The organism is [Zimmermannella] alba NBRC 15616, from assembly GCF_001570905.1.
In the GTDB taxonomy this organism is placed as follows: domain Bacteria; phylum Actinomycetota; class Actinomycetes; order Actinomycetales; family Microbacteriaceae; genus Pseudoclavibacter; species Pseudoclavibacter albus.
Genome location: NZ_BCSO01000001.1, coordinates 556,963 through 573,862 on the forward strand (window position 1 = coordinate 556,963; position 16,900 = coordinate 573,862).

11 protein-coding genes and 1 pseudogene are annotated in these 16,900 nt (G+C 60.9%); 4 read left to right on the plus strand and 8 right to left on the minus strand.

What is annotated here, in order from left to right; genetic code table 11:
- Nucleotides 1-11: 11 nt before the first annotated feature.
- From glgA to ZAL01S_RS02675, 3 genes are all read left to right on the plus strand, one after another.
- On the plus strand, nt 12-1,199 hold the full coding sequence (glgA, locus tag ZAL01S_RS02665; RefSeq protein ID WP_066079203.1) for a glycogen synthase: 1,188 nt from the start codon (nt 12-14) through the stop codon (nt 1,197-1,199).
- A gap of 10 nt (nt 1,200-1,209) precedes the next feature.
- Nucleotides 1,210-1,992: an ABC transporter ATP-binding protein gene (locus ZAL01S_RS02670; RefSeq protein ID WP_066079406.1), complete on the plus strand. Its 783-nt coding sequence runs from the start codon at nt 1,210-1,212 to the stop codon at nt 1,990-1,992.
- Nucleotides 1,993-2,117: 125 nt separating this feature from the next.
- The gene (locus ZAL01S_RS02675; RefSeq protein WP_066079206.1) at nt 2,118-2,378 is read left to right on the plus strand and encodes a type B 50S ribosomal protein L31; all 261 of its coding nucleotides are present in this window, start codon (nt 2,118-2,120) and stop codon (nt 2,376-2,378) included.
- Between the two features lie 206 nt (nt 2,379-2,584).
- On the opposite strand, the gene ZAL01S_RS02680 is transcribed toward ZAL01S_RS02675, so the two are convergent.
- From ZAL01S_RS02680 to ZAL01S_RS02715, 8 genes and pseudogenes are all read right to left on the minus strand, one after another.
- Nucleotides 2,585-3,373 (minus strand): hypothetical protein, encoded by a 789-nt coding sequence (locus ZAL01S_RS02680; RefSeq protein ID WP_066079209.1) that lies wholly within the window; start codon nt 3,371-3,373, stop codon nt 2,585-2,587.
- Nucleotides 3,374-3,443: 70 nt separating this feature from the next.
- Nucleotides 3,444-4,646 (minus strand): competence protein CoiA family protein, encoded by a 1,203-nt coding sequence (locus tag ZAL01S_RS10215; RefSeq protein WP_159421546.1) that lies wholly within the window; start codon nt 4,644-4,646, stop codon nt 3,444-3,446.
- A 7-nt stretch (nt 4,647-4,653) separates the two neighbouring features.
- The gene (locus ZAL01S_RS02690; RefSeq protein WP_244875305.1) at nt 4,654-6,714 is read right to left on the minus strand and encodes a type ISP restriction/modification enzyme; all 2,061 of its coding nucleotides are present in this window, start codon (nt 6,712-6,714) and stop codon (nt 4,654-4,656) included.
- Between the two features lie 436 nt (nt 6,715-7,150).
- A pseudogene (locus tag ZAL01S_RS02695) lies at nt 7,151-8,378 on the minus strand (IS256 family transposase).
- Between the two features lie 273 nt (nt 8,379-8,651).
- Nucleotides 8,652-10,394 (minus strand): ABC transporter ATP-binding protein, encoded by a 1,743-nt coding sequence (locus ZAL01S_RS02700; protein ID WP_066079218.1) that lies wholly within the window; start codon nt 10,392-10,394, stop codon nt 8,652-8,654.
- 14 nt (nt 10,395-10,408) lie between these two features.
- Nucleotides 10,409-12,151, minus strand: a complete 1,743-nt coding sequence (locus ZAL01S_RS02705; RefSeq protein WP_042380551.1) for an ABC transporter ATP-binding protein — start codon at nt 12,149-12,151, stop codon at nt 10,409-10,411.
- A gap of 35 nt (nt 12,152-12,186) precedes the next feature.
- A complete protein-coding gene (locus ZAL01S_RS02710) occupies nt 12,187-14,469 on the minus strand; it encodes an ATP-binding cassette domain-containing protein (protein WP_083522985.1) in 2,283 nt (760 codons plus the stop codon).
- Nucleotides 14,470-14,506: 37 nt separating this feature from the next.
- Complete coding sequence (locus tag ZAL01S_RS02715; RefSeq protein ID WP_223845782.1) at nt 14,507-15,022, minus strand: ECF transporter S component; 516 nt, start codon at nt 15,020-15,022, stop codon at nt 14,507-14,509.
- A gap of 230 nt (nt 15,023-15,252) precedes the next feature.
- On the opposite strand from ZAL01S_RS02715, the gene ZAL01S_RS02720 reads away from it, so the two are divergent.
- Complete coding sequence (locus ZAL01S_RS02720) at nt 15,253-16,530, plus strand: integrase catalytic domain-containing protein (RefSeq protein WP_206394856.1); 1,278 nt, start codon at nt 15,253-15,255, stop codon at nt 16,528-16,530.
- Nucleotides 16,531-16,900: the final 370 nt, after the last annotated feature.

The window sequence follows — 16,900 nt, forward strand, 5'->3', positions numbered from 1 at the left end:
AGCGTGCAAGTGTGCGTATTGATGTGATCTCTCGGGAATATCCGCCAGCCGTCTACGGAGGGGCCGGTGTCCACGTCACCGAGCTCGTCAAAGCGATGCGTCGCGACATCGACGTGAAGGTCCGCTGCTTCGGTTCGCCGCGCGACGAGGCCGACACCTTCGCCTACGAGGTTCCGGCTCCGCTCGCCGATGCGAATGCCGCACTGGGCTTCCTCGGCACCGACCTTGAAATTGCCCGCGATGTGGAGGGCGCTGACCTCGTCCACTCCCACACCTGGTACGCGAATGCCGCCGGCAATATCGCGAAGCAGCTCCACGGCATCCCGCACGTCATCACGGCCCACAGTCTTGAACCGCTGCGCCCCTGGAAGGCGGAACAGCTCGGTGGCGGTTACCGCCTTTCCAGCTGGATTGAGCGGACGAGCTACGAGGACGCCGACCGCATCATCGCGGTCAGTGGCGGCATGCGTCGCGACATCCTTCGCGCGTACCCGCAGCTTGATGAGTCGAAGGTCGAAGTGGTCTACAACGGCATCGACCTCGACGAGTGGCAGCGCATCGAAGACCCGGACGCCGCACGTGAGCTGGGCATTGACCCAGACCGCCCCTCGGTCATTTTCGTGGGCCGCATCACGCGCCAGAAGGGTCTGCCGTACCTGCTTCGGGCCGTGCGTGAGCTCCCGAAGGACGTCCAGATCATCCTCTGCGCGGGTGCCCCCGACACAGCCGAGATCGAGCGCGAAGTGACGGGCCTTGTTGAGGAGCTTCAGGCCGAGCGCGATGGCGTGATCTGGATTTCGCGTCACCTGCCCAAGCGTGACCTCATGGTGGCGCTCAGCGCGGCAACCTGTTTTGTGTGCCCGTCGATCTACGAGCCGCTGGGCATCGTGAACCTCGAGGCAATGTCGTGTGGCACGGCCGTTGTGGGTACCGCTACCGGTGGTATCCCGGAGGTCGTCGAGGATGGTGTCACTGGACGCCTCGTGCCGATCGAGCAGGTGCAGGATGGCACGGGCACGCCCGTCGACCCGGACAAGTACATTGCCGACCTCGCGGCGGTGCTCAACGAAGTGCTGAGCGACCCGGCGAAGGCTGCCGAGTACGGCAAGGCTGGTCGTGCGCGTGCTGAGCGCGAGTTCACCTGGTCGCGCATTTCGGAACAGACCCAGGAGATCTACCGGAAGCTCATCAACGGGTAGCCTGGTGGCCATGACTCAAGTCGTAGCGTTTTCCGCCGCCACTGTTGTCCGTAACGGCCGCACGATTCTCGATGGTGTGAATTGGTCGGTCGACGAGCGCGACCGCTGGGTGGTGCTCGGCCCGAACGGTGCCGGCAAGTCCACGCTCCTGAACCTCGCGGCAGCCCAGCTCCACCCGACGAGCGGCCAGGTGAAGGTGCTCGGCGAGACGCTCGGCAAGACGGATGTCTTTGAGCTTCGCCCGCGAATCGGTCTCGCATCCACCGCGATGGCCCGCCGCATCCCGGCCAACGAAACGATCATCGACGCTGTCCTCACGGCCGCTTACGGTGTGACGGGACGCTGGCGTGAGCAGTACGACTCTTTTGATGAGGAACAGGCGCGCGCGATTCTCGATGAGTGGGATCTCTCGCACCTCGCGGACCGCGCCTTCGGTTCGCTCTCGGATGGTGAGCAGAAGCGCGCGCAGATCGCCCGCTCGGTCATGACCGACCCGGAGCTGCTGCTCCTCGACGAGCCGAGCGCATCGCTCGACCTCGGCGCCCGCGAAAGCCTTCTCGCGTCACTCACGAGCTACGCGCAGAGTGAGTTTGCGCCGGCGATCGTCATGGTGACGCACCACGTTGAGGAGATCCCGGTGGGTATCACGCACGCCATGCTCCTCAAGGATGGGGGAGTCGTCGCGCAGGGCCCGGTTGACGAGGTCATCACCGAGGGCCCGCTCTCGGAGGCGTTCGGTCTCTCCCTCGAGGTCACGAAGCGCGACGGCCGCTTCACCGCCCGCGCGAAGTAGCGCGCGCAACACCCCGAGACTCTCCGTCGACGGGATGCCAAGAACCTGGTAGTGTTGCCTCTTGGCTTACGCGCAGTGCATCACTGCGTGCTTTTGAAGTTTTCAGTCCGACACGAAGGAACAACATGAAGAAGGACATCCACCCCGACTACCGCGCCGTGGTGTTCAACGACCTCGCGTCGGGTGAGAAGTTCCTCACCCGTTCCACGGTCAAGGCCACCGACAAGACCATCGAGTGGGAAGACGGCAACACCTACCCGGTGATCGACGTCGAAATCTCGAGCGCCTCGCACCCGTTCTACACCGGTAAGCAGCGCATCATGGACTCGGCCGGTCGCGTCGAGAAGTTCAAGAACCGCTACGCCAAGTTCGGCAAGAAGGCCTAAGACCTTCCGCGGTTTCGCACAGGGGCTCCACCTTCGGGTGGGGCCCCTGTTGCGTTGCCAATGTGGGAGCTGATCGAGTGCGCCGAGCGCCGTATACAGATCACCACCCGACGGAAATGACGAGGGATGCGTCATCTGTCGAGCGTTTTCGTCGGCCGATGACGCATCGGTCGGCAGATCGCGGTGCCGGATGCTTCGTTCCGCAGCTATCGACGAAAGCGAGACTGCACGAGGTCGAAGGCGAGGTCTTCGTACATCGCCGGGATCGCATCGCGAACAAGGCCAGCGAGAGGGTCCTGCGCTGCGGCAAGCATGACCGGCATTGCCGCAGCACCCGACTTCGGCTCACCAACCACGGATTCAGGCCGCCATGCCCGGATCAACTCGAGCATCGGACCAAACTGCAACAAAGTCGCAGGCTTCGTGAATGCAGACGCCGCTGCCAATGCCAGCTTGTGTTCTTCGCGAAGCCGTGCTTCTTCACCTTCCGCCCCAAGAAGACACTTCGCGGCAGCCATGTCGAGACCACGCGCCTCGGCCACGATCGACGAGTTAAGTCGAGCGCCGTCATACATCGGCATAGAGGCGAGATGTGCAAGGCGGGGAGTGGGGAGAACTTCCCCCTCGAGGAACTGTTCCAGCTCGCTCAGACCCTCACCGGCTCCCTCTCGATACACCTCGAGTGTCTCGCCGGGTTCGTTCCACACCATCGTGATCTCGAACGACGAGATGCGCGGGTCGTGTTCCAGCTGCTCGTTGGCGATGGTGCGTAAGAGATCGCATTCCTTGTCGGTGGGAGTCACCTGCTGGCCGCCACCCAAGGGCCCTCCCGAAACCGTCATGTCGACCTCGGCAAGGGGAGTACCGGTTGTCGTCGAGGCAGTGAAGGCGATTGTCGTCCAGGCTGCGTGGCGGGATCCTGCTTCCGCGCGCAATGCGCTGAGAGCGGCTTCCACGGCGGGGGTGCGTGCCGCGACGTAGTTCGTCAGAGACATGTGCTCCTCCATGTGTTGAGAGGCTACTCAAGTCGAGTCACAGCAAACCGGTCGATGAAGGAAATCGATGTCAACTCGGGTACCGAAGCGGTTGGTTCGGTGCTCGCCAGGGTTCTCCCGATGACCAGGGTCGAGCCCCAAGCCATTGCTCATCGAGTTCAAGGAAGTTCGCTGCTTCGATTTGAGTCTCTGAGAAACGAATCTCCTGGCCGACGCACCGCGCAACCCTCAGCGGTCCACCGAGCGTTGGGTCTTCCAAGGCGTGTGCCGCGTTTGGGTTGACCCACATCGTGTTTCGCGCCACGTGTGGGCCTGATGACGAGATGTTATCTGCCACCCAGACCCCGCTAACGTGCGTGCGCCTCGGAGACACGTGATCCACGAAGTAGCCGTGGTTTGTCAGCGGCGCGGGTACAAAGACCTCTTCACCGGATTCGTCAGTAGCGAGCGTGACTTGATGTCTCCCGTAGAAAGTTTGGACACCAAACCAGTCGTCAGTTTCAATCATGTTCGCCCCAACGCAGATGACATATGGCAGGCCCATCTCGCCATAACGGCAGTCTTTCTTTGCGATGAGCGAGCGAAGCGTCTCGTCATGGGTTGGGAAACTGGCATCAATTGCACCGAGAGCGATGCCTCGCGACTTGCCAGGTGCGCCCGGCACGCGAACGTTTCGTACGGCTTCGAGGTGGATCACCCATCCCTGTCGGCAGTGCATGAAAGGGCCAGGGTCCACGGGGCTGTTGACGACTTCATTGGCCCAAAATGTGAGTTGGTCTTTCAGCTCTTTGAGCCGTAGATCTTGCGGGCCGACGGTCAGCTCGACCACTCGAAAACCAACGTCTCCGACAATGACATCGTCGATCGCTTGCCACACGTGTCCCCGCCGGTGGGCTCGCCTCGCAACCTCTCTCGGCGTGCCTCGAGCGGTGACTTCGATGATGACTCGTTGCTGTCCGCGACGAGCCAAGAAGTCGGGCCGGGTCCCGGTCCCATTCAGCGCTGGCTCTACTTCAACCGACCACCCTGCTCGACGGAGTGTCTCGAGCTCCAGAAATGCGCTGCGGAATTGCGAATCGTCGCCGCTTCTGAGCCGGCCCAAGAATTGCTTGGATCCGCTTGCCGACATCCACGCGAACCATGCCTCGATGATTTGACGCACATAGTCCCAGTAGTCACCATCCACTCGGTTCAGGAATTCCCAGCTTGATTCAGGGTCACGCTGCCAGTGGGAGTCCGAACGCGGGATGTCGTCAAAGACCTGCGGTGCCATGGCTGCGCTACAGGGGGAGGTGGGGGAGGGAGTTGGCGATACGGACGGTGTTGACGGAGACGCGGGTGACGCGGCGGATGAGGTCGACGATGTAGCTCGGGTCGTCGTGTTCGCGTGCCCAATCGTTCGGGTCGTTCACGATGCCGGAGGCTTTGTCGATCTTCACCTGGTATCGGTCGATGAGCCAGTCCACGGCGGAGCGCGCACCGAGCATGTACTCGTGCACTTCGGCGGGGAAGTCACGTAGGGTGATGCGCGAGTTCACGACGAGCTTCATCTTCGTGCCCTTGTCGGCCCACTTCATTTTTTCGACGCGGTAGAGCTCGTACTCGTCGGTGGTGAACTCGACAGTGCTTGTGACGTGGAGCGGATACGGATCGATGCTTTCGTAGTGCAGGTGCAGGTCGAGCAGTTCTTGTCCTGCCGTAACAAAGGCGCGGAAATCTTCTGCCGATGCGGCGAGCGGGATGCGGGGGAGCGAACGCTTCAAATCGGCTTTGAACGTTTCGCGATACTGCGGCGAGTGAAGCACGGCGTACACGTAGGCGAAGATGTCGTCCTTCGTGACGTACGGGCCAAAGTGCTTTACATAGTGGGCGAGGATTTCGTCAGTGATGTTGTCGATCTTGCGGTAGCCATGCTCGTCAATGTCGCCGCCGAAATCGAAGCTACCGTGGGTCTCATGGACCTGCTCGTAGCGGTAGCGGGGATATGAAATCGCTGAGCTAATTCCACAAGCTCCAAGATCGATCAATGACGAGGACGACAACGTGAAGAATGGGGGCGCGCTGCTACCTGCGCCTGGGACGTAGAGAACCCAGTTCTCGTGCTCCGGAGTCGGGAAATACTCGAAGTTCTTGCCCGGTCGGTGAACAAATACACGGTCGAGGTAGGCACGCTGTCTCGAGAACGGCCGATAGAGAACCTCGCGGCCTCCGTCGTGGTCAAACTCGTGTCGCTGGCCACGAAGCGCTCGTGACGACAGGCTCGAGGACCACTTGATGAGCTGCGGATCTGATTCCAGTTCCGCCTCAGTGCTCACGCCCCGAGCTGCCTCAGCGTTGTAGACGTCGATCATGCGCTGCATATTCGAGGCAACCTTCTCGGCGGAGAAGTTGTAGCACCATGCGTCACGAGTTGTTTCCAGACCACGTGAGGAGGACGTGAAGTAGCTCAGGCCCTGTCCCGTCAGCGCCGGGTAGGTCGCGAAGCGTTCGTCACGCTGGCTCACCCAATCACCGGCGTCGTTCGGCGTGAGGTTTCGCCAGTTCACTGTTGCGAGCGACGCCTCATTCAGGGTGCTGAGCTTCACCTCGGCACTCTGGTAGTCGGGCACCTCGTAGTAGTGGAGTCGGCACTCGTCCTCAGCATCCGCACGCTTCACCGCCACGAACACGGCCACGCCGGTGCGGGCGCCCGAGCCGAAGACCTTGCCACCCTCACGACGCAACTGTTCACCCGCTGTGCGCTGGTTGCCGCGAAGGTTGTACACCCAGATGTCGCTAAACTCCTTTGCTATGCACTTGCGGAGTCCGTCCGCGGTGTTGCCGTCCACCCATCCATTGTTCGAGACAAAAGCGACGACGCCGTGCTCTTCGATGCGGTCGCTCGCCCAGCGGAAGGCGCGAATGTAGCTGTCGTAGAGCGAATTCTTGTTCGTCGCAGTTGAGTGCAGCGCGTAGGTGTCCGCGATGCGGCGGTCGAGCGTCGGGTACTTGAGGTTCTGGTTGTTGTCGTTCGCGGACGACTGCCCCGCGGAGTACGGCGGGTTACCGACAATGACACGAATCGGTTTTGCGAGCTGTGCCTCAATGCGCTCGTTGTTCACGGGCATGAGTGAGGTGTCGGCGCGGTCGCCTTCCTCGGTGATTTGGAAGGTGTCGGTCAGTGTTGCGCCAGGGAACGGCACGTACGGCATGTCCTCAAGCTCATGCTCTGAGGAGGCCGCCAGCATTATCGACTGATACGTCGTCTCAATGTTTACGCAGGCGATGTAGTAGGCGAGGAGCATGATCTCATTCGCCCAGAGCTCCTTCGCGTACTTTCGCGCGAGATCCTCCGGTTTCACAATGCCCGACTGCAAAAGCCGCACAATGAAGGTCCCGGTCCCGGTGAATGGATCGCACAACTGGTCACGATGGATACAAGACCCCAGTGCGGAGCAGGGCCATCGAACAGCTTCGATACCGGCGATGAACTGGGATTTCCGGCTGCCGCGGACGTTTGGAGATTAGCCTGCTGTACCGCTGAGTATCTGGCACGTCGCTACCCGGCTGGCGTCCGTAGAGGGGGTGAACCAGTCGGGATCTCGCGCGCAAGAATAGACGCGGGGTCTCGACAAATGATGCGGGTAGCACCACTACCTGTAGACGATACCGCTTGCTATTCGTTCTTGCAGGTGGGCCGACGACCATCTGCACTCCTAGTCAACTACAAAGCTTTTAGCAAGTTGGGGGTCAAGTCCCTTGTAGTGGTGTAACGGTGTTTTCCTCTCGTTTGGGGTTTTAGCCTGCGAGTGCGGGCATGTCGGCATCGGTCGTGGTTGTGGGTGTGGTGATCAGGTTGAGGCGGCTCTTGGCGAGGACTTCCAGGCCGAGGTAGCGGCGGCCTTCTGCCCATTCATCGGTTTGCTCGGCCAGGACGGCGCCGACGAGCCGGACAATCGCTTCCCGGTTTGGGAAGATCCCAACCGCATCGGTGCGGCGCCGGATCTCGCGGTTCAGCCGTTCGGTGGGGTTGTTCGACCAGATCTGCTGCCAGACCTCGGTCGGGAAGCTGGTGAACGCGAGAATGTCAGCGCGGGCGGCATCGAGGTGGTCTGCGACGTCGGGGAGTTTCTCGGCGGTGTAGTCCAGCAGCCGGTCGAACTGGGCGTGAACAGCATCGGCGTCAGGCTGGTCATAGACGGAGTGGAGCATGGCCTTGACCGCCGGCCACAAGCTCTTGGGAGTGATGCTCATCAGGTTCGCGGCGTAGTGAGTGCGGCAACGCTGCCAGACGGCACCGGGCAGGTTCGCCGCGATCGCTTCCACGAGGCCTTGGTGGGCGTCGGAGGTGACCAGCCGGACCCCGGACAGTCCTCGGGCGACCAGATCGGCGAAAAACTCGTTCCAGGCCGGGCCGGTCTCGCTCGTGGCGACCCGCATCCCTAAGACTTCGCGATGCCCGTCGGCGTTGACCCCGGTCGCGAGCATGACGACCGCGTTGACCACACGACCTCCCTCGCGAACTTTCATCGTCAACGCGTCGGCGGTCACGAACGTGAACGGCCCAGCATCGCCTAGTGGACGGTGTCGAAACTCGGCGACGTGCTCGTCCAACTCGGCGGCCATGCGAGAGACCTGGGACTTCGACAGCCGGTCGATTCCCAACGTCTTGACCAACTTGTCCATCCGGCGAGTACTGACTCCAGCGAGATAGCAGTCGGCAACAACAGTGATCAATGCGGACTCGGCGCGCTTGCGACGCTCCAGCAGCCACTCAGGGAAATAGGTGCCCTGGCGTAGTTTCGGGACCGCGATGTCCAAGGTCCCAACACGGGTATCGAGAGGCCGGTGGCGGTAGCCGTTGCGCTGGGCACGTCGGTCAGGATCTGGGCGGCCGTACTCGGCACCTGCAACCGCATCAGCATCCGCAGACAGCAACTCGTTGATCACAGTCTGCAACAGGTGACGCCTCGGCAAGCAGTTCGCCAAGCAGCCCGGCAGGGTCGACAATATGGGTAGCGGTCATCGTGTGGCCTTTCGCGAGTGAGTTGTAGGGGACGAAACTCGAGGATCACACGGTGACCGCCCTGCTGTCCAGCACGACCACCCCGCTACACCACTATGAGGGACTCAACTCCCTTGGTGATTAGTAGCGCCCTCGCTCATCAGCGAGATGCTGTTCGCAAATGATCCCACTAGCGCCATGTTCGCGACAGCACCACGTGTGCCAAACGCGTCGAGGTACTCCGATTCGAGCTGTGGGTTTAGGGCTTGGCGCCTGGCACCGGGACCGTGTCCGCTAATCTGAGGTGTGTCTCAGCTGCCAACGAGACGACGCATCGGCGGCAGCCACGAAATCGTGGAACCGTCCGGGCCGACTAGACAATTCCTTAGGCGTGCCGGTTTCGGCGACGATAGCACCGTCCGCTAAGGGTTCGAGGAAGACCACCTGATCGGCGCTATCTATGGTGGATAGTCTGTGCGCTACCACGATCACAGTGCGGCCCTCAGATAGTTGACTGATGACGTCGCTAATCGCCGATTCATTCTCGCCGTCCAGCGCCGAGGTAATCTCGTCGAGCAGCAGTATCGGAGCATCCTTGATGAATGCCCGAGCGATCGCCACTCGTTGGCGCTCACCTCCAGACAGGCTCTGCCCGGCAGGCCCCACTTCGGTATCCCAACCGTGAGGCAGCGCCTCAATCACCCGATCAAGTCTCGCCTTGCGAGCTGCTTCTTCCAACTCGGCATTCGTCGCATTGGGACGGGCAATCCGCAGATTCTCCCGGATCGTGGTGTCAAACAGGTAGGTGTCCTGGAACACCATCGAGGTCAGCTCCATGATCCGCGTGGTTGGAATCTCGCGCACGTCCACCCCGCCGATGGTCACGCTACCGGCGTCGACATCCCAAAACCTTGCGGTGAGACGCAAGATCGTCGACTTCCCGGCCCCTGACGGCCCCACTAGTGCGGTGACTGCTCCCTGCGGGGCGGTGAGCGAGACATCGTCTAGGACAGGCCGGCCTGACTCGTAGGAAAACGACACTCCTCGGAATTCAATCGACGTCCCACGCGGTTCCCGTGCCTGCTCGGAATCAGGTTCGGCAAGTGGCGCGGCATCAAGGATTATTCCCATCTGGCGCAACGCTACTGCGGCGTTATCGACCTCAGATGCGTAGAGCGCGGCTTTTGTGAGCGGCAGCAGCATGCGCGCACTGACCGCCGCGATCACCAGATACGCAATCGGGTCCAGACGCGCTCCGGTCACGAACGACAGCCCCAAGGCGAGCACCACCGCGAAAGTCACGTTAGCGATGAGGTTGAATCCTTGGGCAGGTCGGCCCTTGATCCGAAGCCCGGCCAACGTCGCCTCAGAGTCGGCTTGCAGAGTCTCTTGTACGGGGTCCCACGACGTCGCGGCACCCGTGGCTCGAAGCACCGGTTGTAGCCTGGCGAACTCAATCAACCGGCCGGCTGCGGCGGACGAGGTACGGTCTTCCATGTCATTGGCTCTGGTTGTTGCCGCCGACATTTTCCGCCACGTGAGAATAAACGGCAAGATCGACACTGCCATGACCACAGCTAACGGCCACTCAATGAATGCGGTGGCAACGAGCATCACCAACGGCACGATGAAGGCGTTGCACAGGTTCGGGATCACCATTGATGCCAGATGCGACAGGGTGTTGATCTCCTTGGATGTCGCATTAGCCACGTCCGCTTCGCGTTTGGCATTAAACCACCCAAGCGGCAGCTGCAAGACATGATCTGCTACGCGATCAATTAAGGTATCGCATACTTCATAGACGCTGATCCGATAGGAGCGGTACATCGCGAAGGTGTCGACCGTCACCGTGATCGCGCCGAGGATGGCAACGACGACGAGCCAGGTGCCAAGGGTTTCAGAGCGGGAGAATAATGCCCGAAGGAATGGGATCATCAACGCCAGTGTGATGCCTTGTAGGACAGCGGAGAAGGCGAACCAGCCCACCAACGTACGCAACTCGGCCCTGTTGACGACCCTGACCATTAGTTTCCACATGAGCGTGTCTCTCCTTAGGCCATGTAATGGAGTTCTTGGGCCCGCCACATCTCGCTATAGGTCCCCGCTTGGTTGACCAAGTCCTCGTGCCTACCACGCTGAGTGATGTGGCCGTCCTCAATCACGAGGATCTGGTCGGCGTCTCGGATGGTGGCGAGTCGATGCGCGATGATGATCACCGTGCGCCCGGATGCCAAGGTGCTGAGCGCTTCGTGGATCGCACGCTCCGACTGGGGGTCTGCTTGCGCGGTGGCCTCGTCGAGAATCAAGATCGGCGCATCCTGCAAGTATGCTCGCGCCAGGGTGATGCGTTGCCGCTCACCGCCCGAGAGGAAGCCACCAACCTCGCCAAGCACGGTGTCATACCCCTCGGGCAGACGCATAATGCGATCGTGGATGCATGCCGCACGGGCTGCTGCCTCGACCTCGGCGCGCGTTGCCGACGGTTTCGACAGCGCGATATTGGTATGGACCGAATCGTTCGACAACGTTACGTCCTGTAGGACGATCGCGACGCGGGAAAGTAGCCACGAAAAACTCGCCTCGCGCACATCCACACCGCTGATGCGTACCACGCCATCATTGACGTCGTAAAAGCGCGCAATCAGCCGGGCCAGTGTGGACTTCCCTCCGCCCGACGGGCCCACCAGAGCCGTGACCGTTCCGGGCTCAGCCGTAAAGGAGACACCGTGCACAACGGGCACGTCAGGCTCGTAGGAGAAGGAAACCTCACAGACCTCAACTTGGCCGGGGTTTGGGCCCTCTTCTTGGGTGCGGCTGCCTTCGGGCATGGGTTTCTCGGAAAGCAGCTCTGCCGTGGTGCGAGCCGCCAGCTGCGACTCATAGATATGCTGCATCAGACCGACTAGCACCGTGAACCCCTCCGGGATACCGGGAGCGATCAGGAAGAATGGCAGCGTCGCCGACAGCGTGCTCCAATCCTGTGCGACGAATAGCGCCGCCAGTAACGCGACCGTGACGAAGACCGTGGCTGGACGCAGTAGCGAACCGAGCAGACTAATCGCTCTGCCGGAGCGACGAACCCAGTCGAAGGAGATGGCAGAAAATTGCTGGCGGGCGGCGTTAAAGCGCGTTCGGGTCGCATCGGTGGCCTGGAAATTCTTGATCTCCTTAATGCCCTCAAGCATTTCGACGGTGGCTGCGGCCAGTGCGGTCTGGGCATGTCCGAATCGCTTGGTGATATCGCTATAGCCGCGCATGGTCGTGCTGACGATGATCATGATCGCTACGGCCCACGTTCCAAAGAGCGCGAGCGCCAGTCGCCAATCGACCCACACGAGATACCCGAGGCCTACGACCATCGAGACCACGGCGTTGGTGACATCACCGGGAACATGCGCAACGAGAGTATGGATGGCTGCGGTATCGTCACACACCATCTTGCGGATGGCCCCGTGCGGCACCTGCGAGACCCTACCCAAGGGCAAACTGCCCAGCGCTTGGACCACATTGCCGCGCAACCGATGTCGGAGCTTGGCTTCTGCCTCGTGGGTGACACCCAATCCAAACAGGTAGAGCAATTGGCCCACGAACAGCGAAAGCACCGCTATCACGGCCCAAACCCACGGCTTTCCGGTCCAGCCGGTGCGCACCTGCCCGTCAAGCCAGATCGCGGCCATGTTGTGTAAGGCGACGAACGGCACCAGCGTGACGATAGCGCCTAAGGCTGTGAGGACTGCGGAAAGGACCATCGCGCCCTTGGCCGGGCGGATTAGTGCGGCGACGGAAATACTCACATCGGGCTCCTGTCGAGTCGAGTCTTTCGAAACGTTCATTGGCGCCACCACCACAGCAACGCAGTAACGGCCCAAAGGAGGCCCACCAGGCACCAATCTCGCACCTGCCACGGTGTGTGTTGGAGTTCCGTGCGCCGCGGATAGGCGCCAAAGCCACGTGAATCCATCGACAGGGCAACCCGTTCGCCGTGCTGGACGGCGAGGATCGCCAGCGGCACGAGGGAACCCACCCATCGAATTGCGGGCGCTAACGGCCCCCATGATGCCCCAATACCCCGCAATGCCCGCGCTGTGCGCAACAGCTGGAAATCTTGCCGGAAACGAGTGACGAAGGCGACAGCCGCAGTTCCCGCCGCAGTGACCCGATAGGGAAGCTTGAACGTCGTCGTCAACGTGCGAAGCAGCGCTTCCGGATGAGTGCTGATGCCTGAAAGCAGCATGAGGGACAACAGTGCCCCGATACCGCTCGCTGCGGCAAGCTCGCCACCGTGATTGTAGAGTGGGCTGACCTCTTCAATGGTGTAGTTGTAGCGGAACACCGGCAGTAGCACAGCTGCGATGACCCAGGGTGCTAGCAGTGACATGACCGTTCGAGCGCGACTCGCTCTCGCGGCTACCATGGCCAGGCTCGCTGCGATGAGCACTCCAACATTGACGGCCGGGTCCTTGCATACGAACACCATGACCATCGCCGGGATTAGCGCCAATAGCAACGTCACAGGATTGAACGATGAGAAGAGTCCACGGGGCACGGACGGCGAAGGCGGGTTCGCTGGTGCTGCGGATGCGGCGTTTTCACGAGTTTCGCTAACGGCAGCAGGTAGCGCGATGATGTGGCTGCAGCGTGATAGGGCAAGTTCTAGGTCGTGGGTGGCCATGATGACGGTTCTGCCCTCAGCGCGCAGTTCGTCGATGAAGGCCATGAGTTCGCAGGTATTCGCCCAGTCCTGGCCGTACGTGGGCTCGTCAAGGACAATCACATCGCGGCTCTCGGCGACCATCGTAGCCACCGATAGTCTACGAATCTGGCCGCCTGAGAGAGTCAACGGGTGTTGGTCTCGATACTGGGAGAGATGGAATTGCTCCACAATAGCCTCGGCTTTAGACGCGGAAACATCCCCCGTGGAGATTTCGCCAGCCACGGTGGAACAAACCATCTGATGTTCCGGGTTTTGAAACACGTAGCCGACCTGGTGCCGCCCTCGCCGCACAACCTCTCCGCAGACCGTAGCGCGTTGTGCCTTTGATGGTATGAGACCCGCCAGCGCCGCGAGCAGGGATGTTTTGCCTGCGCCATTCGGCCCTATAAGCGCGATAAACTCGCCACCCCGTAGCCGCATAGAGATAGCTGGGGAACGTCCGGGAACACAGAAATCTGCCAGCTCTACCGTGGCGCTGCCTCCACCGTCGAGCGTGTCAATCGCATCGATGGTTTCCCATCCTGCTTCGGTGCGCCGCTGATATTGCACCGAATCACCACAGATATCCGTGATGCGGGGAACTCGAATGCCCGCCTGCTCGCAGGTCAAGGCGTGGTGCGGGGATTCGTCGCGTAACGCACGGGGCAGCCACACTCCGCACGCCTCAAGTTCCGCGGTATGGCTGAGAAAAACCTCATGTGGAGTTCCCTGCGCGATCACCGCGCCCTGCGCGTTGAGCGCTATGACGTGATCGCACAGGGGTAGGACCGGGTCGAGGTCATGGTCGATCACCACGATGCCCACGCCATCGCTAACCAGCTGTTGGATGACGCTGTAAAACTCGTCCGTGCCTTGCGTGTCAATCATCGATGTTGGCTCATCGAGGACTAGTAAGCGGGGCTGCATAGCCAGTGCTACCGCGATCGCTAGGCGCTGGCGTTGGCCGCCCGATAATCTCCATGGGCTCTCCCACAGCTTGGTCTCCAGACCAACCGCAGCCAATGCCTCGCGTACCCGTCGATCAATCTCAGGAACAGGCAGGCAGAGGTTCTGCAGCGCAAACGCGACATCGTCATACACCGTACGGGTAATGACTGCGGCATCCGGATTTTGTCCCACGTAGGCAACATTGGTAGCGATCAACTGGACCGTGGCGTCGGCGATTTCGGCGCCGGCAATTTGAACGCTGCCGGAGTATTCGGACGGCAGACAGTGGGGCACAAGGCCGCACACGGCTCGGACGAAGGTAGTTTTACCGCATCCAGAGGGCCCAATGACGGCCGTTACCTGACCGCTCAGGTGGACCAGGCTTGGACGTTGCAGCACCCACCGGTCCTGACCCAAGTAGTGAACGGAAAGATCCTCAACCGCCAGGAGCGCCCGCGCGGACTCGCTCACAGACCGTTGCTCGCTGCTCAAAGTGGAGGCCAGCCTTTCACTCACGATGGTCTACGCCTACGCCTGCATTGTTGAGCAAACGGGTTAGTCCGACGACGGCCAAACCGCCAATGACGGACGACGTGACTCCCACCAGCACGATCAGTCCCGATACCGAGATTCCCACCGCGTGCTTGAGCAGCGTGAGGTACAACAGGCTGTTAAATGCCCCGAAGAATGCGGCGGAGATCAGATACGCCCACCACGTCCACTTCCGGTACAGCATCAACGCCATGGGAAACTCAACCAGGAGCCCGCCAATGACGTTACCGACAATCGCGGCAGGCCCAGTGGGAGTAGTAAATACGCTCACAACTCCGATGATCAGCGCGGCCAGCAGCGAAGCGCCCGGCCTTCGCACAACGGCCAGAGGAAGGAGGTAGGGAATGACCCAAAGTCCGAGAAGGGACACCCCGAGCCAGACTGCGCTCTGCGAAGCCGCACCCGCCGGCGCGATGTAGCTCAGTGGGATGAGGATGATGAGGCCGACCACCGACAGGGAGGCCACCATCATGAGATTTCGGGTACCTAGAATTGAGTCGGTTAATCCCCCGCGAGCTGAGCGTCGAACTGTACCGGATCGGTCTGTCACAGCAAACCTCCTTTCACTTAGGTTAGCCTAACCTAACTTCCGACTGGGTCAAGTCCCCGACGAGACTCATGCATAGTCCCCGCGTAACAGGGCCTGTGCCTCACATACTTTTCCCCGCGAAACATGTCTGGTGCCGGCAACGATCAGGGGGTATGGGTGATGAAGGGCTTTCCATGCAGGCACGCTTTGAAGTGACCAAGAAGTACGCGGCTGCCTACGAGTCAGCATCGAAGAAACAAAAGGGCATCATCTTGGACCAGGTGGTCGCAGTAACTGGCTGGAACCGGAACCACGCCCGCCAACAGTTACGGGCCAGGATGCGCCAGCCCAAGGGCCGTGCCACCGCCACCGTTGCGGTGATCGACCGACGCCGCACCAAGGGCTGTAAGTATTCCTACAACGCTCGCAAAGTACTCCAAAGCGTGTGGGCCACCAGCGGCGGGCTGTGCGGTAAGTACCTCGCCGCCTCAATGGCCAGCTGGCTGCAGGCCATGGAAACCGAAGGATCATTAGTCGAAGACCAGGGCCGTTACAACGCCGAGGTTCGTGCAGAACTACTGGCCATGTCAGCAGCCACGATCGACCGCTACCTCGCCCCGACCAAAGCAACAGACCCAATCCGGGGCAAATCCACCACCCGCCCAGGAACGCTCTTGCGCAACTCGATCACCATTCGCAAAGCCGGCGACGAGGTCGAAACAGAACCCGGCTTCTTCGAAGTCGACACCGTCGCCCACTGCGGCCCCACACTCAAAGGCGAGTTCTGCCGCAGCGTGAACTTCACCGACCTTCACACCGGCTGGGTCTTCACCCGCGCGATCCGCAACAACGCCGCGGTCCACGTCCTGGGCGCGTTCGACCACTTCATTGATCAGGTCCCCTACATGGTCACCGGAATCGATTGCGACAACGGCAGCGAGTTCATCAACCACGACCTGATCGGCTGGGCTGGCGACCGCAAGATCTTCTTTACCCGATCCCGGCCCTACAAGAAGAACGATCAAGCCACCATCGAGTCCAAGAACAACCACCTCGTGCGCCGTTACGGCTTCTACCACCGCTACGACACCCCCACCGAACTCAACCTACTCAACCAGCTGTGGGCCCTGGTGTGTGACCGACTGAACTACCTCACCCCAACCAAGAAACCCACCAGCTGGACCACCGACCAAATCGGACGCCGCAAACGCCTCTATGACACCCCTGCCACTCCCTACCAACGACTGCTCGCCTCCGGCATATTGAACCCTGCCCAACAAGCCGAACTGGCCGCCTACAAAACCAGCCTCAAACCCGCAGCCATGGCCCACCAAATCACCCACATCCAAACCGAACTCACCCGCTTGGCCAGCCTCAAAACCCAACGCCTCGAACACGAAGCCCGCCCAGCCATCCCCAACCTCACAGGCATCCGCCGCCGCGTCAGCTAACCCCAAAAATTTCGCGGGGAAAACTATCTGAGGCACCAACCGTTCGCGGGGACTTGACAGTGAGGCACCACGCGCACGACTACCTGTTGACGGCAACCCTAAACCGTTTGACGCGAGCCCACACCATTGGAGCGTGGCCTATGCATTTTGACGACTCTCCCATTTTTACAGCTCACGGTCACACGAACTCCCGAATCCGGTCTCCAAGAGCCGCCCTTTGCTCTCACGTTCCCACGCCTCGGAAACACTGAACCCCTTGTATAGCGAATGCTTTTGGTAGCGCGTGTGGGCCGAATCGGTAGCGTGCGCGGGTGTACCTGGTAGCAGCGTTTCACGATCCTGTCAGGTCGAATTCTCGGTAAATCATGTT